The following is a 16,934-nucleotide window of genomic DNA, read 5'->3' on the forward strand; positions in this document are numbered from 1 at the left end:
ATGGTGTGCGCGATCCCGCGTTTGCGCAGGTAGGAGCGAATCTGACGGGAGGAGTACGCCCGGTCGGCAAGCACATGTCCGGGCCGGGTGCGGGGCCTTCGCGCCGAATAGAGCTTCACGTTGACCGCCGTCTTCACCCATGTGCGGCACGGGCTTTGACCCCATCCAATGAATTCGTTGCCAAGGGATGGGGCCTGAATGTTTCCCTGGGTGGGCGACTCCAGCGGTGGCGGTGGTAGTAGGTCCTGTCCACGGTCGCCTTCCGGCTGCGGAAGTCGAGGTCGATGATCAGGCCGTGCGACACCTGTTCAGGGGCGCCGTCGGGCAGGTCGCAGCAGCCGTCGTCGAACATGCTGATCCGGTTTCCCGGCCGGAATCGGGCATCATGCTGCCAGAAGAAGTCCACGTTCGGGCCCAAGGGGAAGTCGCTTTGCCATCCGCCGACTTGCCAGCGGATCCTCCCCCCTCTTGGTGACGTGGTAGATCGCCCACATGTTCCGGGCCGAGATCAGGGGCCGCCCGTCAGGACCCTCGTCGACCGAGTTGATGTGCAAGGCATCCCACACCCCGTCGGACGACGACGCGCTGGAGACCGGCTCTGCGGTGGCTGCCAGACTCTCCTTGAAGAAGCTGGCCATCTTGGTGACCACGGTCGGCACGCACGCGTCCTTGTCATAGAGGTCGATGTGCGTGGCTCCCTCGATCCAGAACAGTTCCTTGGGCTCGTTCGCCTTCTCGATCGCCTGGCGGCTGAAGTAGGCGGTATCCGCCTCCGTGCCCGCGATCATCAGCAGCGGGCGGGGCGAGATGAGGTGGATGAGGTCAAAGAGGAGTACTGGGCGATCTGGTCGACGCTGCGGGAGACCCACGCTGCTGGAGCAGCACGGCGAGGAGGTGGTGCTTGCCCGACGTGGCCGGCGGCTGCCGTCAGCTTGCCGCTGCCCTCCACTCAGCCCTGTACGGCGACCTGGAACCCCTGGAAGCGACCCTGCCCACGCAGACGTGAACGGGCACGCGCCATCGTCGCGGGCCGCCGCCCTGGTTTCCTCGGTCGCCCAGCTGCCGCCGCCATGGACCAGGTTCGCCCGCGCAGTCCCCGACGCTGCCCCGTCGCCCAGGGGCGCAGACGCAGTGGGGCCGTCGCCCCGGCGAGGACCCCGTCATCGGCAGCCCAATATTCCGCGTGAAGGAGTAGCGCCTCCAGGGGCAGGCGAAGCATGCACATGGACTCGAGTGATGACATATCGACTGAAGACGTGTCTTCACAGCAGGGCCAGATCCGTCCGTCAAAGCGGAGCTATCTCAGCGGGAACCCTCGGCCGGTTGCCGGACACGTATAGAGCATGGAACTGAACGACCGGCCGACCGCGTTCTTCGTCATCACCGCAGGCTGCAGTGAGCCGATCCAGGCCTGCACAGCAGGCCTGGAAACCTTGCCCGATCAGGGCAGCCTGCTCCTCCGCGTAGCCGGGGCTGTCAGCCTTACCGGACAGAGCCGCCAGAGCCGACCATCTGGCCGAGTCGTCATCCGCGCGCGAGTGGGTGCACTGTGGAAGACGTGGGCCTCACGCAACGCGTTACGGATCTGAGGGAGTCATGGCGGCCGGGCCATGCGCTGCTGGTGATTCCCGTCGTGCTCATTGCCGTGATCACGACGCTGGACATCTTGCTGCCCGAAGACATCTATCTGGGACCGCTTCTGATCATGGCGCCCGCGATCACTGCCTCATTCGAGGGCCCTGTGCTGACCGGGGTGATCGGGCTCCTGGCCGTTACGGCCCAGACAGACATCAGCCTGAACTCCGGCGTACTGACCACCCGGAACGCTCTGGTGCAGATCGGCGCCCTCGCGATGCTCTCGGCGCTGACCGTGTTCTTCTGCCTGATACGCGAGCAGCGCAGTCGGCAGCTCGCCCGGGTGCGGTCGGTGGCCGAAGCCACACAGAACGTACTGCTGCGCCCGCTCCCGGACCGGATCGGCCCGCTGCGGATCGCCTCCTTGTACCTGGCCGCCGAGGACGAGGCCCTGATCGGAGGCGACCTGTACGCGGCCGCCCGCATCGAAGGCGGAACCCGGGTGATGATCGGTGACGTGAGGGGCCAGGGTATGCCCGCCATCGGAGAAGCGGCCCTCTTGCTCGGCGCCTTCCGCGAGGCCGCCTACCAGCACGCCGACCTGCCCACACTGGCCGCGGCCCTCGACCAGAGCATCTCCCGCTACCACGCCGACGTCGAGCCGAACGATGAAAATGAAGCCAGGGAACGCTTCGTCACGGCCTTGCTGCTGGAGATTCCCGACGAGCACCACATCAGCCGAATGACCAGCTGCGGGCATCCCGCGCCCCTGCTGCTCAGCCGAGGACATGCGGTCACCGTCCCGAGTCTGCACCCCGCGCCCCCGCTGGGGATAGGCGACATGGGACCAGCGGGCTACACCAGCGATGTGTTCGCCTTCGAGGCCGAAGACGCCCTCCTCCTCTTCACCGACGGCGTCATCGAAGCACGCAACCGAGGCGGCGACTTCTACCCGCTCGCGGAACGCGCCGCCCAATGGACCGAGAGTCCTCCGGAGACACTCCTGCACCACCTGCGACGCGACCTCCTCGCCCACGTCGGCGGGCGCCTGGGCGACGACGCCGCCATCATCGCGATCCACCGCAAACCCATCCCCCAACCGGGACTCCCGTGAAGGTCAGCTGCCCTCACTGCTGGTCGTCCGCTGCGGCATCACCAGGGGCATGCGGTATCGGGGTCGACGACGGCCCAAAAGTGGACCAGGATCGACGCCTGAAAGTTGAGCCCCTCCAAGGGGCTGGCTCGTTGAGTCAGACCGGGAGAGATGAGTGATCAGTGTGGAGGACTGCGCGGAGATCCGCCGACTTCACCGGACTGAACAGATGACGGTGAGAGCGAGCGCGAGGAAGCTGCGGCAGAGCACCTGCGCCCGATCCTCTGGCGCCGGAAAGACGGATACTTGTTCAGAGATTCTCTGACTCAGGTCACTAGCGGGTCAGCGTCTCGAAGCCGACATCTCCGCAGTACTGCACGACGCGCCCCTCCGCCTCGGAGTCACTGTTGTTCATCGCCGCCACCGTCGCCTCCGCCAAGGTGCGCCCTCCGCCGACGGTCTCATCCCGGAGCGGTCGCATCGCGAGGAAGACGTCCTGAGCGACCGCCCCGACCTCCTCGTACCCTGACGACTTCGGCGTGTCCGTGCCCCGATCAATCGTCAGCTCCCCGCTCCGCCGCAGCCGTCCGCGTACTCAAATCGCGGATGCGTGACGTACTCAGAGCCGTGCCACCAGCGCCTCTTCAGACGCAGCGCCCATTTCGTCACCGTGGGGGACGATCACCGTTGCCCACGGGCGAGCTTGCCCTCGGAAGGGGGACGGCTCGGCCCGGGTCCCGCCCGCTGCTCACCCGTCAGGCGCGTAGACCCGCTTGCCGCAGGCCGATCGCCGCCAGGTCGGCGATGACCTGTTTGTCGCCGCGCCGCCAAGCCTCTGCGAGGCCGCCGGGTGGCGTGGGCAGCGCTGCGAGTTCGCGCTGCGAGCCGGTGAGGACGCGCAGCGCGAGGATGTCGGCGCCGCCCGGACCGGCGGCGAGGCGCCGGGTGACGGCGCTGCGGCGGATCCAGCGCAGGCGCGGGGGCAGCCACAGCAACAGCACGAACACCACCGGGATGACGATCAGGGCGACCATGGTCAGCGTCGCCACGTGGCCCACCGTGTCCTGGAGGGAACGACCTGCGTCGGCCAGCCCGGTGCCGGCCTCGGCGGCGGACCTGAGCGGCTTCTTCAACTGGCCTCCGACGAACGGCACCTTCGAGGCGGCGTCGCCCGCGTCGACGAGTCCGTCGGAGAGGCTGTTGCCGGCGCTTTCCGCCTTGCGGCCCGGATCGGCCAGTCGCCCGATCGCGTCGTGCACGGCCAAGGCCAGCTTCACCGCGGCGTAGATCAGGGCCGCCGCGATCAGGTCTGCGAGGACCTGTCGGCTCCGACGTGCCGGGGTCTGGGCGTAGAGGCGCATGGGCGTGCTCCTTTTCCGGTGGGGCATCGGCGGTCGTCGGCTGCCCGCACGGCTACCCCGTTCGGGAGGGCGGGACACCGGCCCACCGTCGGCCCATGGGCCTTCAGAGATAGACCAGGCCCCCGCTGCATTTTCGCGCGAAGGCGGTCGGCACCGCCAACCACACCCGTTCGCGAGCCTCATCTGATCCATGTGGGCCTCTCGGTGAGCCAGACCGCTCGACACCGCCACGGCCTCGGCGCCGCCCTGCGCCCCGGTGCCCGTCACCGCGACCACCCGGTTCGCGCACCCGAGCGGGACGATAGGAGAAAGCCACAGATCAGCGGCGTACTTGCGGCGCACTGTCGCGTACGGACTCCACGAAGAAATCCATGTCTGCTTCCCGGCCTGCTTCACCAACTTTCAGCCCCAAGAACAGCGGCACCATGCGCTCGGCGCAGGCGGCCACGTACAGACGGACCGGCTCGCCGCCCGCATCGCGCAGTGTCTCCGCAACAGCCTCCTCTACCAGGTCAGAGCACCTCGAAGCTCGGCGCGGCAGGCCCAATGTTGCCCGCTTCATCCATGAACTGCAGATTCTTGACGAAGTCCAGGACGAAGACGAAGTTGATGAATGGCCCGTCGAAGGTCACGCGGCCGGATCCGTGAACAGCGGTGACGATCTTCCACTGGTCGGGATCAAGGTTGCACGGCAGGAAGAAATGATCACCTCCTCCGTAGTCGCGGCCCCAGAGGATGAGACCGCCCACCTCGGGGTGGAAGGGGTGGGGCAAGTCCGTGGAAGTGCGGCGGGGGTGCCCCGCAGGCGAATGTGCTGGTGACATGGCTTCCGACCTCGACCAAGCCCGTCCTGGTGCGGGACCGGTGTGCCTGTCCGAAGGCCTCTTCTCTCACCCCGAGAGCCTGCGATCCGAAGCCATCACGGTACGTGTTGCATCCGCGAGCCTGCGGCCGACTTCAGCGCGAACACCGGCCGAGTAGGCCGCTAACCGGCCAACTGAACCGCTGAGTCACATGTGTGACTGAGCGTCATAGTTGGCCCGTCTGGCCGACTACGACGCTCAGTCGTCAGCGATTTGCAGGGCCAGCGCGAAGTGCTCACCCTGCATGCCCGCGAGCAGGCTGTCGAAGAGCGGGGTGAGCCCGTTGACGGCGCCGCATTCGGCATCGTGGTTAGTCCACCAGCTGGCTTCCGGTCCCAGTAGGGCCACCACCCGCTCTGCCATGCGCTCGGCGGCCTCGGCGGGCAGGTGCCGGTGACTCGGCCAGACGAGGTCGACGCCCGCGACCTGGGCAAGGAACGAGGCAGCCTCGTGTGTTTCCACCGGCTCCAGCGAGGCGCAGATCGCAGGAACGGACGGCGGGGTGTACCCGGGCAGGAAGCGCCGCCAGGCCTCGTCTGCCGCAACTACGGTCAGCAGCGCGCAGATCCGGGCTGCCAGCTCTGGCAGGTCGGGTTCCGGCTCGGTGAACCGCCCGGCCGCCACGTACACCCGCATCGGCGTGGCCAGCACTGACATGCCCGCTTGCAGCTCGGCCAGAACCTCCATCGACGTCACAGTGGGATTCTGCCGTACGCCCCGCACACTCCGTGTCGCACACCCGGGCCGACTACAGCGCATGACCCATCGGACCCGCCCGGGTCGCCGCGAATCCTGCATGTTCGATTCTTGTTTGAGTACGGTGAGGGTGGAGGCGTCCGCCATGGATGAGGAGTACGGCCAGGCCGTGGGGCCTGATTCGTCGATCCTGCATCTGCGCTGCCTGATGGACGTGGATCCGGGCCTGTACCGGATGCTGCTCGGCCTGACCGGCGACGTGACGCCGGTGGTGCAGGTCCTGCCGCCGGCCGCTCTGGTGGCGGACGTCTCCGGCAGCGTCCGGTTTTTCGACCGGGATCCTGCAGACGTTGCCCCCATGATCCGGACCCGGGCGCCGGCCCTGTACGGGCTGCCGGTGACGATCGGCGTAGGGCCGAACTGAACGATCGCCGCCATGGCGTCACGGGAGCCGGGACCGGGCGGGGTACGCGCGGTCGGCTCCAGTCCTCGGCCGTGGCGGCGTTCCTTCACCCGCGGCCGGTCGGCGAGTTGCACGGCATCGGCCGCGCCCAGGAACGGACGCTGATCACGTTCGGGGTGCACACGGTCGGGCTGCTGGCGAGTCTGCCGGAGGCAACGGTGCAGCGGGTACTGGGCGGGAAGTCCGGCCCGCTGCTGCGCGAGCGGGCCCGCGGTATCGATCGGCGGAAGGTCGTGCCGGCCGAGTTGCCGCACAATGCGGCCGCGCCGCGCCGCTTCCCGACCGACACCCTGGCCGCGGAGCTGGTGAGATCCGCGCTGGTGTCGCTGGCGGTCGAGCTCGGGGAGCGGCTGCGAAATCGCCGGCAGGCGGCAAGGGTCGTGACGCCCACCGTGACCTTCGCCGACCGCACCCAGATCCATCGAAGCCGCCAGCTGCCCGGTGGCCCGTCCGCGCACACCGACGATCTGCGGGACGCGGCGTGAGCCAGAACCCGATCTCGTGAACAAAGCCAGCCGGCCCAACATCACGACCCCGTGGCGCGTAGCCGCGCCACGGCGTCTCAAAGTCTTGGCGAATCGGCCGCACCCAGGTGACGTGTCACCTGGGTGCGGCAGAGCCGAATCAGCAGGTGGCGTTCAGACCGGCCCAGTTGGCGCGGTCGTTGTAGCCGCCGTCGCCGCCGTCGCCGACCACCAGGTCGAGCACGCGGACGCCGGTCAGGTCGATGTCGGCCTGGCGGGTGTCGTCGCGGGTCAGCACACCGCTGTCGAACAGCACCCGGCCGTCACCGATCACCTGGAAGATCGACGTGCCGCCGTCCGGGCCGACGTTGCGCACCGCATCGTCGATGCCGACGGTCGCGGTCAGCCGGCTGCACTTGTCGCCGAGGTAGTAGCGGACCGCGGAGGGTGAGGCGACCCCGATACCGGTCGGGTGGACCTGGCCGAGCATGCTGATCGGCGACGAGCCACCGACGCTCAGGTCGACCGCCGGGCTCATCCACCCGCTGGTGGCGCTGATCCACTTGTGGTGCGACAGTACGACGTCGCCGTCCGGCGCTGCCGGTGCGACAACTACCGCCGTGGCCGTCTCCTGCCGCAGGCGTCCCTTGCCGATCACCTTGTACGACGTCTTGCCGGTCAGCGCGGTGCTGCCCGGCGCGGCGGTGGCCGGCAGGGTCACCGTGAAGGCGAAGGTCGCGGAATGGTTGGAGCGGAGCAGCTTCGGCGCTTTGCCGAGCGGACGGGCCGTCCAGCCGGCGGGCACCGTCAGCTCAACCTGCGGCGCGAAGACCGGCTGCGCACCGTCGTTACGGACGGTGACCTCGACCCGGGCCTGGTCGCCGCCGGCGACCAGCGGGGCGGCCCCGTCCGGCACCGCGTCACCACCGACCTGCGTCACCTGCGGCAGGCCGGCGACGACGTGCGGAACACCGGGCTTGCCCGTGGCCGGGCCGACGCGGAACAGAGCCGCGCCGTGGGCCGGGACGGCGGCACTGATGGTGCCGGCGCTCTCGGTGACCTGGTTGGTCCAGGCGTTCTTCAGGGTGAACCGATCCCCGGACATCCCGACCGACGACGCCTTCGTGGTCAGGGTCGTTGGGCTGTCGCCCCGGTTCAGCAGCATCACGGCACGGTCACCGTTGGCCAGCCGCTTCACCCAGGTCTCCGTCGTACCGGCGGGGCCGACGCGGACGGCCTGGATGCCGGCGGTGTCCTGGTTGATCGCGAGTACATCGGGGTCCGCGAGAATGCCGAGCGAGGTCTGGCTGAGCTTACGGACGTCGCTGCCGATCAGCAGCGGCGCGGCCGCCACCGACCAGAGCGTCATCTGGGTACGGAACTCCTCGTCGGTCATCCCCAGCTCAGGTCCCAGGTAGTCCGGGTCGTTGAAGTGCCCCGGCCCAGCGGCCTCGGGGTGCCGCGCGTTCGCGTCGTAGTTCCGCAGCACGTCCTTGAACTTGATCTCGCCGACGAAACCCACATCCGTGTACGTCCGCCAGGACTGCGCGATCCCCGGCGCGTAGGTCCAGGAGTACGTCGACTGCTGCTCCTCCGGGTAGTTGCCCCAGTCCGGCGAGGTCACCGGGTTGCAGAGGTTGAAGATCATGGGGCGCCCGCTGGCATTGTTCCGCAACGCCTGCGCGAACTCGGTGTAGACGGTCTTCGGTTCGAGGTCCGCGGCGATCCCGCAGAGGTAGTCCACCTTGACCGCGTCGAACTCCCAGGCGGCGAACTGGTCCGCGTCGCGCTGATAGTAGCCGTGGCTGCCGAGTCCGCACTTGCCCGGGATGTACGGGCCCGCGTCGGTGTAGATGCCGGCCTTCAGGCCCTTGGCGTGGATGTAGTCGACCAGCGGCTTCAGCCCGTTCGGAAATTGGTCGGGGTTGGCCACCAGGTCGCCGGCCGAGCTGCGTGGGGTCGGCGCCGCCCAATTGCCGTCGATCCAGACGTACTGGTAGCCGGCGTCGCGCAGACCGCTGCTGACCAGGAAGTCGGCTATTGACTTGACCTCGGCCTCGGTCGGATCGCCACCCAGCGCGTAGTAGGTGTTCCAGCCCATATACGGCGTCGGGCTCAGCACCTGCTGAGGTGCTCGCGCCGTGACGGCGACAGTGCCGGCCGCCGGCCCGGCGTGGGCGGGTGCTGCCACGACCAGCAAGCCGGTCAGGAGGGCGAGGAGGACGGTGAGATGTCGTTTCACATCGGATCCTTCGATCAGGCGTGCCGACCCGTCCTGGTCGTGAGTCCGAGGTAACGCTCCCTCGTGGAGGGTGCGGCGGTCGGCCTTCGGACCAGTCAATGCCCGCGCGCCTGCGGTCGGTTTCCAGGATCTTGCAGCGGTTACCGGTGCGTGTCAATAATAATTCCTAAATTACGAGTTACTAGTAGAGCTTCGTCAGGAACCCCAACTGCCGTCTGCCGTCTGCCGTCTGCCGTCTGCCGGATAGCGTGTGATCTTGTATCAGGTGTGACACCTGAGGAGATGCGCGAGGTTTGTCCTCTCTTGAGCAAAAGCGACCGGTCCGAACAGAAAGAACCGCAGCTGACAGCAAGCAGCACCGACACATGCTGCTGCCCTGAGTGCGCCCCGTCCGGCTCGCACGCAGCACAGGCGAGCCGGTAACGGGCCTTCCGCCGCCCCCTCGGCCAGGCGCAGGACGCGCGGACCAACACGGCCTGCCTTCCCGGGTTCAGCTTGCGCCAGCGCGAGTCGATCGCCTTGCGGCGGACCCGGATCAGGCCCGCGACGTGGGTCACCACGGTGCTGGACAGGCGGAGTTCGACTCGGTAAATCAGTGTGGGTGCGCCCTCGGCCGGGCTGTTGTTGATCGTCACACAACGCCGACGCCCGCCAGGGGCCGCCCTGTTACGGCCAGATCCGGCAGCGGCCGGACCGAGGCGGGATCAGCCCGGCAGCGTGAACAGTCCCGGTGCCGTTTCGCACAGCCAGCCCCAATCGACCGGGCGTTTCATCCGCGCCCGCATCGCCTCGACCTTGCGCGGCGCCCGCCGATCCGGCCACCTTGCGAGGCTGCGGCACAATGACCCGCAAGGTGGCCGCCGAGGCAGGCCAAGACGAGATAGGCAGCGACGTGATGCAGTGGCAGGGGACCGACTTCACCGTCGACGGACACGAGCCAACCAGCGCCGAGGAGTACTACCGGATCGGTCTGCACTGCTGGAACAGCGCGCAGTACCGCGGTGCGGCCGCCTTCTTTCTGGAAGCCGCCGCGGCCACAGGTCACAGCGCCGCCGTCGAGCTCTTGGGGCACGTCGAGTACGTGCAGGGGCAATATGCGAGCGCGGTGCCGCGGCTGCGACAGAGCACTGGTTCGCCGCGAGCGGCCTACTACCTTGCTTCGCTTTACCACCGAGGCTGCCCCGAGGCAGGCATCGTGCAGTCGTTCGACGAAGCAGCCAGCTGGTACCACGCTGCGGCCGAACTGGGCGAGCCCGAAGCGATGCTCGCCCTGGGTGACCTGTACCTGGAGAGGCTGCTGCCCCTGACCCGCGCCCCTGCGGAGCACGCCCTGGAGCACTTCCTGGCGGCTTCCGCACGCGACCATCCCTACGCCCAGTACCGTGCCGCCGAGCTCTACCGCACCCTCTACCAGGATGTCGAACGCGCCGCCGCGCTGTACCAGTCCTGCGTGGACAATCCGATGACCGCGCGTCACAGTCTGGGGTCGATGATGATCCTGCAGAGTCAAGCGCAGCTGCGGGAGATATCAGCGATCAGGACAGCCCGGCTACAGCAGCACCGACGTGACGCCGTCAACCCTGAGCGCCGTCGAGGCGACTTTTACTGAGCCCCACGGCCCCGGGGAGAAGTTGCGGACCGCATCCTTGGTCCTGGGGGCGGCCGCACCCGACCAGTCCGTCGCGGCGTGCTGCTGCTGGTCAGCTGTACGCCAGGACCCACAGGAAGACGGCGGCCGCCCGTACCAGGTGTCCCGTCTCCTCGGTCTGGGTGCGCAGCGCGGCGGGTACGTAGGACAGTTCCCAGGAGGTGGGGTCCTCAGGCTCGTGCGGCTCGGCCGCCCACATACGCTCGACCTCCTCGGCGCTGGTCCGCAGCGCGGCGCACGCACGGGCCGTGGTGCCGAGGGCCTGCGCCAACGGGCCGGGGTTCCCCCGGCCGTCGCACGGCAGCGTGTCGGCGGCGGTGGACAGGGTGGCAGCGAGGTCGACCATGCGCGATGCCCGCACCAGCCAGCTCCGTACCAAGCCCCCTGACGCGGCGGGCTCGTCAACCGCTTCCCAGTCCAGGCCGATCCGCGCGCCGGCGGACCGTTCCTGGGCGGTCGGCTGCCATGTCCCCTGCTCCCGTAGGTCGTCCGCCCGCTGCATGGCCTCGCGAGCCAGGGCAATGGCCGTCGGCCAGTCGCCGCGCCCCCAATCGGGCGTCGCCCGCAGCTCCCGGACGCGGTAGCCGAGCGTCGGCTGCACCCCGGCGGGGGGAGGCTGCGGGAGATCGGCCGCAACGTGGGCCTGCAGGACGTGCCTGATCCTGGCCACCGATTCGGCGCTGCCGATTCCGATCCCACCGTTGCGGGCAGCGTCAGGCAAGGGACCGGCCACCAGGGAGTCGGTCTCGGGGTCGCAGTAGCGCATGGTGTCGGCCAGGGGGACCTGGTCGACCAGGATTCCGGCCTCGTAGGCGGCCCGCCACAGCAGCAGGCCCACGGTGTGCCGGCCGCTCGCCCACGGCCACTTGACACGCGGGCCGGGAAGTCCGCGTAGAGCCGCCGGAGCGCCGAAGCCGAGGACCTGCTCCTCGTACCAGGCGACCAGGATGCCTGCCTGATGACAGGCCCGCTCCCATGCCCCGCAGCCGTAGGCGGCCCAGTGCTCCGACTCCCACCCGTCCACGTCCACGTCCACGTCCACGGGATGAACCGTACCGGCCACCACCAGCCCCAGGCACCGATCGCGGATCCGCAGCATGACCAGGTTGAGAAGGCGCAGAATGATGTCGCGCTGATCGCGGCCAAGGACCCGAAGCCCTGGCTCATCAGGAGCCGGGAAGCCACGACCGCGCAGTACAAACTGGTCAGCGACAATTTCCAGTGCTTCGACAAGGGCAGGGTGCGGTATGCCCGTGACTGGCTGGACGTAATTGAGGGCAACGACGACGCTCAGCTGACTTGCTCCTACGATGGCGTCGCTCTCAGGGCTCAACGCCTTCCGGTCGCAGCTGGGTCAGACCGCCAATGCACGTGGGAGCAGCTCTGGCAGGCAGGTGCGTACTCCGGGTGATGTCGACGGGCAGTCAGTGCTGGTTGCCCGTACGGTCGGTATGGGTGCCTGACAGGACGGTACTCGTGGGCCCCCGCGGGTTCGCCGAGGTGGTCACGGTCAAAGCCCTCGGACTCGTCCTCGGCGGGCAGGCCGCTGCGAGGTGGGACATGACCCTCAAAGAAGGGCGGCCGTCGGACCGTTGACGTCGCGTGTCGCACCCTGATCTGCTGCCTTGATCAACGTAGAGATCAACGCAGCGAACGCAGATACCGAGCAGGGGAGCTGAGGCGATGACGCCCTCGCACGCACCGGGCCCGCTGACCGCCGTGGTCGTACAGAACACCAGGAGTGGCGGTCCCGGCCGGGTCGGGGCCTGGCTGCGCGAGGCGGGAATCGGCCTCGAGGTGCTGCGTCCCTACGAGGGGGAGGCCCTGCCCCAGGTGCTCGACGGCAGGCCGCTCCTCGTGCTCGGCGGCGGCTTCCTGCCGGACGACGACAAGCGCGCACCCTGGCTCCCGGCCACCCGCAGCCTCGTCGCGCAGGCGCTGGACGACGGCACGCCCGTCCTCGGCATCTGCCTCGGTGGCCAGTTGCTCGCACAGATCGCGGGCGGCAGCGTACGGGCGCGTCACGGGCAGCCCGAGTTCGGCAGCACACAGATCCGGCTGCGCCCCGAAGCCGCCGACGATCCGCTGCTGTACGGGCTCGGCACGACGGTTCCCGCGATCGAGCGGCACATCGACGCGATCACCGAACTCCCGTCGGGTGCCTCCTGGTTGGCGTCCAGCGCGGCCTGCCCCCACCAGGCGTTCCGGGTCGGGTCGCGGGCCTGGGGTGTGCAGTTCCACCCGGAGGCCGAGGCCGAGCGGATCGCCGGTTGGGACCGGGAGCGGCTGGCCCGGCAGGGCTTCGACAGGGACCAGCTGCACACCGAGGCCATGGCCGACGAGAGCGCGGCGGTCTCGGCGTGGTCGGTGTTCACACGGAGGTTCGCTCAGGTGTGCGCGAGGCTGCCGTGACCGACTGCGGGGCGGGCGCGGGCGCGGTTTGGATCTACGATCAGCGGCTCGTCATTGTTGAGACGATCAACACCGAGATGTGACTCGACGACGAGGAGAACACCGCCTTGTACCGCCGGTCGTGGGACTGCCGGCGCAATCGCCAAGCGATGCCGCAACCGTCGCTCCTACGGTGCTGGTCTTGGCCTCACGAACACGCAATCCGGGCACGGACTGGCTGGCTACCTGCGCCCTGAACCCTGTGCTGGTACAACGAAAATGGGCAGCCGGCGAGCTCGTTGACATCCCGAGCGGTCGACTGTGGCTCGCTGTGGAGGCCAACATCCTGCCGTCGGTCGCCGCGATACAACGCATCGGCCCCGAACGGCTCGGCCCGGTCCTGGAGCTTCTCGCCTACCTGTCGCGGCTGACGGTCCACCCTGAGGCACGCTCGCTGCTCCGCCCGCCGGCCGACCGGTTACTAGACGGACTCGGATGGTTGGAGAAGCCGGACCGTACTGCGACCACGCTCGGCGCGGCGTTCGACCCCGACGGCAGTGGCCTGAGACCTCCCGCAGGGGCGTTCTGTTGACCGCCGCGCATGGTCCTCGGAAGCCGCCCCCGCTCGCGCCACTGTCTGACGCGCAGCAGCGCGGCGTGTGCTGCGTGTGGTACGGCGTCACGTCATCCGCCGGAACAGCGGTCGACCTCGGGTCACACCTGGTCGACGTGTTCGGCCTCTCCGTTCGCTGCTTCCCCCGCTCCTGCCGGAACACCCCGTGATCGCACTGACCAAGCCACGCACCGCGCGGAGGCCGCGTGCCGTTCACTCCTCGGCCACACCGTGACGTGCACCTCCGAAGTCGTTCAACGTGTCGAAGCGGCGCCTGAGAGCCACACCAGGTAGCCCAGGAAAAGGTGATTGCCCCGACCATGCGTGGCCAGCGGTCCATACAAGTTCCTGCACCGGGCGGGGCTCGAAGTCCGCCAACAACTCGTACGGCTCCTCCGGCACGTAGCACGCTCGCCGGCACATGCCCGCCTCGCAGGTCCTCTCACTCGATGCTCTGCGCGGTGCAGTCAGTGACAATTTCTCTGTCAAGTTCAGCGTGTTGAACTGACCTGTTCTCTCCAGCGGCCGGCCATTCGACGGGCGCCGGCCAGGTTGAAGGATGTTGACGGAGCCAGCGGGCGACGGCATGATGAGCGACTGCGTGGCCTACGCCGAACCTCCCGCGACCGTCCCCAGCACGGTCTCCCTTCGGAGGCAAAGGGACCAGCGTCTCAGGTCGTTGTTGCAGCCCGATCGCCTCGGGCGAGGTTGCTGGGGAACCGTCGCTCAAGGCGTGGAAGGCCGCGATGACAGCCCGTAGGAACTTCAAGCGCCAGGTGCGTGCCCGCGCCGCCAAGACCGGCGAGTCCTACACGTCCGCCCTCCGGCACTTCCGTCCGACTCCATCAGGAGACGTCATGTCGGAAGCAAGGAATCCCAAGAGCGTGCGGCTCGCCGTAGCGCAGACCTCCGTACGCGATGACCCCCGAGACGCTGAAGCGCTGCGCGAAAGTGGCCGTGAGGTCCGTGCTCTGATGCGCAAGGCCAGTACTCAGGGAGCGAGGATCGTGCACTTTCCGGAAGGCGCGATCTGCTTTCCCAACAAGCTTGTCATGTCCGTCGACGGCCCGGACGCGGTCGGCCCGGCGGACTGGGACCGGTGCCAGTGGCCGGTGCTCCATTCGGAGTTGGCTGCGGTCGCCGAGTTGGCCCGCGATTTGCGGCTGTGGACGGTGATCGCCTCGGTGCACCGCTTGACCGGGCCGAACCGCCCGCACAACAGCCTCTACGTAATTTCCGATCGCGGTGAGGTCGTCACGCGCTACGACGAGCGCCTGCTGTCGAAGACGAAAGTCTCGTACATGTACTCGCCGGGCATCCAACCGGTGACCTTCGACGTTGACGGTGTGCGCTTCGGCTGCCTGCTCGGCATGGAGATCCACTACCCGGAGTTGTTCACCGAATACGAGAAGCTGAATGTCGACTGCGTCCTGTTCTCCACGACCGGCGTCTCCCCGGGTGCCGTCGCCGCGCAAGCCCAAGGCCACGCCGCGGTCAACAGCTACTGGGTCAGCTTCTCGGTGCCCACACAGCACAGCGCCACCGCACCGTCCGGAGTCATCGCGCCCAATGGCGACTGGCTTGAGCGGTGCGCCGCGGACGGCTCGCCATCCGTAGCCGTCGTGAACCTTGACGACAGTTCCGAGGCCGCCGCCGAATCAGTGACCTACGCGCGTCCCTGGCGCCGTGAGTCGCGCGCGGGCGTCTACGCCGAGCACCAGGTGACCGACCCGCGCAGCGAAGACCGAACTGCGCCCTTCTAACGCAGAAGCAGAATCCGAGGGTTCGCGGGTACGGGATGGCTCCCGCGCCGCGAACCCTCGGATTCTGACTTGTTGGGGTAGCCGGATCATTGTCGGCGGCCGGGCCCCGCATCAGTCACGGGTTCTCGCGGGGCGCACCCGCCGAACTGCCCCGGCGGCTGCCGCGGATCCGGACAAGTCATCGAGCCGGTCATCTGGCGGAACGACGGCGTCCCCCGTCGACGCCGAACCCGTCGCCTGTCTGCACGGTGAGGACGACGACCCGCACGCCGCCGACTGCACCCGCTGCCCCGGCACCGGCACCGGCACCGGCACCGGCACCGGCACCGGCACCGGCAGAATAACGGGCGACTCGACCTGACGCACCAGAAGCACCCGCGCGACCAGCACGCCGCCGCTCTCATCACACACCGACCGCATCGCCGACGGCCCCACCGCGGCGGCCGTCCTTCACTCCCTGCCGCAAACCACTGCCGGCCCGGACCGTCCCGAAGTCGTCTGCCTGTGTGCGGTGCAGACGCGGGTGGTGCGAAAATGCGGGCGTCATCTCGGCTTCCTTCGGGGTTGTTTGATCGGCATGGGGCGAGGAGTTGCTAGGAAGCTGGTACGGGTGCTGGTCGGTGGGGTCGCGGTCACGCTGCTTGTGCATTTCGGCAGGGGTGACTCGTGGCTCGACACGCTCGTGGTGTTGATCGGGTGGTTGGTGATCATGCCGTTGTGGTTGTTCGGTGCGGAGTGGTGCAAGCGGCGGATCGAAGCCCGGTAGAGGGCGCGCCCTGCCCGGCGAGCTCGCCGAGGCCAACCTGCGCGAGACCGTAGCTGGCCGCATCGTCCTCGCTCCCGGATGCGACATGAAGTAACCGCATCCGTTGTGGGCCGCCCAGCAGCGTGCCGAAGCAGCGGCTCGAGAGCTGCACTGATGGAAGATCCGCACCAGTGACGAGGCCCTGGTCGTCAATCCCGGCGGATACATCGGCGACTCCACCCGCGCTGAGATCGCCTACGCGCACAGCCTCGGCCGTCCCGTTCGCCACACCGTCCCGCTCGGCCACGCCGTCGTCCTGACGCGCCCCGTCTCTCCCCGATTCAGCACTGCCACAGGAACTTCCCCCGGCCACACGGTTCGCAGGCGAACGCATAGGCGCCGCCGCCGCCGCCGAAATTCATGGCGGTGCTGTGGTCCGGACCTTCCTCAAGCTGGACGATCAGTGGCATAGGAGTGGCGCATGACGTGCAGGACGGGGTCTCGTCGCCCTGAATCCAGGCGGGGCTACCCCCTAGCTGGCCGAGCACCGATGACGCGGGGCGGTCGTTTCCCGCTGCCCACTCTTCGCCGGCCTGGTCGTAGTCGGGCTCGTCCACATGCACCAAACTGACCGCCCGAACGGAACCGAGCAGAAGCAGTGCCTCATCGACACCGCCTTCGGGTTGGGGCAGTGGCTCAAGGCCATCCGTGGGGAAGAGCAAGGCCTGGTTCCCGCCGGAGTCCGGCTCCCAGTCACCGCACATACCCGGGTCGTTCTGGCATGCGAACAAGACGAGGACTCCCCGGTCCTCAATCCCATCCCCGAGGTCATCCAAGGCCACCTGGGCGAGGAACTGCATCGGGCCATTGCACGAAGTGCAGCAAGGCCACGAAGTGCCGGCCGGCCCCAGAGGCACTCCACCGGTCCGGGTCCCCTGAGCAGCCGGCGCAACTGGACCTGCATCGATCATGAGAGTCGTCACGGTCAGGACTCTAGGACAGTCCGGTGACATCGCC

General features: G+C 68.3%; 19 protein-coding genes and 2 pseudogenes. 11 read left to right on the forward strand and 10 right to left on the reverse strand.

The genetic code is table 11. From position 1 onward, the window contains the following. The 3 genes and pseudogenes from ACIA8E_RS32435 to ACIA8E_RS32445 all read right to left on the reverse strand — a co-directional run. Window positions 1–161 (reverse strand): annotated as a pseudogene (locus ACIA8E_RS32435) (IS5/IS1182 family transposase); the annotation flags it as partial. Continuing rightward, window positions 134–418, reverse strand: a complete 285-nt coding sequence (locus tag ACIA8E_RS32440; RefSeq protein ID WP_399303453.1) for an arylsulfotransferase family protein — start codon at window positions 416–418, stop codon at window positions 134–136. The pseudogene ACIA8E_RS32435 and the gene ACIA8E_RS32440, both read right to left, overlap by 28 nt. After that, on the reverse strand, window positions 384–869 hold the full coding sequence (locus ACIA8E_RS32445) for an arylsulfotransferase family protein (protein WP_399303455.1): 486 nt from the start codon (window positions 867–869) through the stop codon (window positions 384–386). Before ACIA8E_RS32445 ends, ACIA8E_RS32440 begins: the two co-directional genes overlap by 35 nt. A 474-nt stretch (window positions 870–1,343) precedes the next feature. Here ACIA8E_RS32445 and ACIA8E_RS32450 point away from each other — a divergent pair, with 474 nt between their 5' ends. Next, entirely contained in the window at window positions 1,344–1,589 is a 246-nt protein-coding gene (locus ACIA8E_RS32450; RefSeq protein WP_399303457.1) for a hypothetical protein, read from the forward strand. Next, on the forward strand, window positions 1,559–2,689 hold the full coding sequence (locus ACIA8E_RS32455; protein ID WP_399303459.1) for a PP2C family protein-serine/threonine phosphatase: 1,131 nt from the start codon (window positions 1,559–1,561) through the stop codon (window positions 2,687–2,689). The genes ACIA8E_RS32450 and ACIA8E_RS32455 overlap by 31 nt, the downstream gene beginning before the upstream one ends. A gap of 734 nt (window positions 2,690–3,423) precedes the next feature. Here the strand turns inward: ACIA8E_RS32455 and ACIA8E_RS32460 are convergent. From ACIA8E_RS32460 to ACIA8E_RS32470, 3 genes are all read right to left on the reverse strand, one after another. After that, on the reverse strand, window positions 3,424–4,029 hold the full coding sequence (locus tag ACIA8E_RS32460) for a hypothetical protein (protein ID WP_399303461.1): 606 nt from the start codon (window positions 4,027–4,029) through the stop codon (window positions 3,424–3,426). 512 nt (window positions 4,030–4,541) lie between these two features. Next, complete coding sequence (locus ACIA8E_RS32465) at window positions 4,542–4,778, reverse strand: hypothetical protein (protein WP_399303462.1); 237 nt, start codon at window positions 4,776–4,778, stop codon at window positions 4,542–4,544. A 312-nt stretch (window positions 4,779–5,090) separates the two neighbouring features. Beyond that, complete coding sequence (locus ACIA8E_RS32470; protein WP_399303630.1) at window positions 5,091–5,579, reverse strand: hypothetical protein; 489 nt, start codon at window positions 5,577–5,579, stop codon at window positions 5,091–5,093. 70 nt (window positions 5,580–5,649) lie between these two features. Between ACIA8E_RS32470 and ACIA8E_RS32475 the strand changes: the two genes are divergently transcribed. Both ACIA8E_RS32475 and ACIA8E_RS32480 read left to right on the forward strand, forming a co-directional pair. Beyond that, window positions 5,650–6,012, forward strand: coding sequence for a hypothetical protein (locus ACIA8E_RS32475; protein ID WP_399303464.1), 363 nt, complete (start codon window positions 5,650–5,652; stop codon window positions 6,010–6,012). A 71-nt stretch (window positions 6,013–6,083) separates the two neighbouring features. Next, window positions 6,084–6,536 carry a hypothetical protein gene (locus tag ACIA8E_RS32480; RefSeq protein ID WP_399303466.1) on the forward strand — a complete coding sequence of 151 codons (453 nt, stop codon included), beginning with the start codon at window positions 6,084–6,086 and terminating at the stop codon, window positions 6,534–6,536. A gap of 139 nt (window positions 6,537–6,675) precedes the next feature. Here the strand turns inward: ACIA8E_RS32480 and ACIA8E_RS32485 are convergent, their stop codons facing one another. Further along, window positions 6,676–8,757: an NPCBM/NEW2 domain-containing protein gene (locus tag ACIA8E_RS32485; RefSeq protein ID WP_399303468.1), complete on the reverse strand. Its 2,082-nt coding sequence runs from the start codon at window positions 8,755–8,757 to the stop codon at window positions 6,676–6,678. 841 nt (window positions 8,758–9,598) lie between these two features. Between ACIA8E_RS32485 and ACIA8E_RS32490 the strand changes: the two genes are divergently transcribed. After that, window positions 9,599–10,366 carry a tetratricopeptide repeat protein gene (locus ACIA8E_RS32490; RefSeq protein WP_399303470.1) on the forward strand — a complete coding sequence of 256 codons (768 nt, stop codon included), beginning with the start codon at window positions 9,599–9,601 and terminating at the stop codon, window positions 10,364–10,366. A 91-nt stretch (window positions 10,367–10,457) separates the two neighbouring features. On the opposite strand, the gene ACIA8E_RS32495 is transcribed toward ACIA8E_RS32490, so the two are convergent. Then, entirely contained in the window at window positions 10,458–11,447 is a 990-nt protein-coding gene (locus ACIA8E_RS32495) for a hypothetical protein (protein ID WP_399303472.1), read from the reverse strand. Between the two features lie 3 nt (window positions 11,448–11,450). Between ACIA8E_RS32495 and ACIA8E_RS32500 the strand changes: the two genes are divergently transcribed. The 5 genes from ACIA8E_RS32500 to ACIA8E_RS32520 all read left to right on the forward strand — a co-directional run bounded on the left by ACIA8E_RS32500 (window position 11,451) and on the right by ACIA8E_RS32520 (window position 15,172). Next, window positions 11,451–11,816, forward strand: coding sequence for a hypothetical protein (locus ACIA8E_RS32500; RefSeq protein ID WP_399303474.1), 366 nt, complete (start codon window positions 11,451–11,453; stop codon window positions 11,814–11,816). A 44-nt stretch (window positions 11,817–11,860) separates the two neighbouring features. Next, window positions 11,861–12,001, forward strand: coding sequence for a hypothetical protein (locus ACIA8E_RS32505; RefSeq protein ID WP_399303476.1), 141 nt, complete (start codon window positions 11,861–11,863; stop codon window positions 11,999–12,001). Between the two features lie 87 nt (window positions 12,002–12,088). Then, complete coding sequence (locus ACIA8E_RS32510; RefSeq protein WP_399303478.1) at window positions 12,089–12,817, forward strand: type 1 glutamine amidotransferase; 729 nt, start codon at window positions 12,089–12,091, stop codon at window positions 12,815–12,817. 181 nt (window positions 12,818–12,998) lie between these two features. After that, complete coding sequence (locus tag ACIA8E_RS32515) at window positions 12,999–13,388, forward strand: hypothetical protein (RefSeq protein ID WP_399303480.1); 390 nt, start codon at window positions 12,999–13,001, stop codon at window positions 13,386–13,388. 878 nt (window positions 13,389–14,266) lie between these two features. Further along, window positions 14,267–15,172, forward strand: coding sequence for a carbon-nitrogen hydrolase family protein (locus tag ACIA8E_RS32520; RefSeq protein WP_399303482.1), 906 nt, complete (start codon window positions 14,267–14,269; stop codon window positions 15,170–15,172). Window positions 15,173–15,575: 403 nt separating this feature from the next. On the opposite strand, the gene ACIA8E_RS32525 is transcribed toward ACIA8E_RS32520, so the two are convergent. Beyond that, entirely contained in the window at window positions 15,576–15,821 is a 246-nt protein-coding gene (locus ACIA8E_RS32525) for a hypothetical protein (RefSeq protein WP_399303484.1), read from the reverse strand. 79 nt (window positions 15,822–15,900) lie between these two features. Between ACIA8E_RS32525 and ACIA8E_RS32530 the strand changes: the two are divergent. Then, window positions 15,901–16,215 (forward strand): annotated as a pseudogene (locus ACIA8E_RS32530) (hypothetical protein); the annotation flags it as partial. A gap of 43 nt (window positions 16,216–16,258) precedes the next feature. Here the strand turns inward: ACIA8E_RS32530 and ACIA8E_RS32535 are convergent. Next, window positions 16,259–16,930 (reverse strand): DUF1963 domain-containing protein, encoded by a 672-nt coding sequence (locus ACIA8E_RS32535; RefSeq protein WP_399303486.1) that lies wholly within the window; start codon window positions 16,928–16,930, stop codon window positions 16,259–16,261. Window positions 16,931–16,934 lie beyond the last annotated feature (4 nt).

It is taken from the genome of Streptomyces sp. NPDC051664 (assembly GCF_044453545.1).
In the GTDB taxonomy this organism is placed as follows: domain Bacteria; phylum Actinomycetota; class Actinomycetes; order Streptomycetales; family Streptomycetaceae; genus Streptomyces.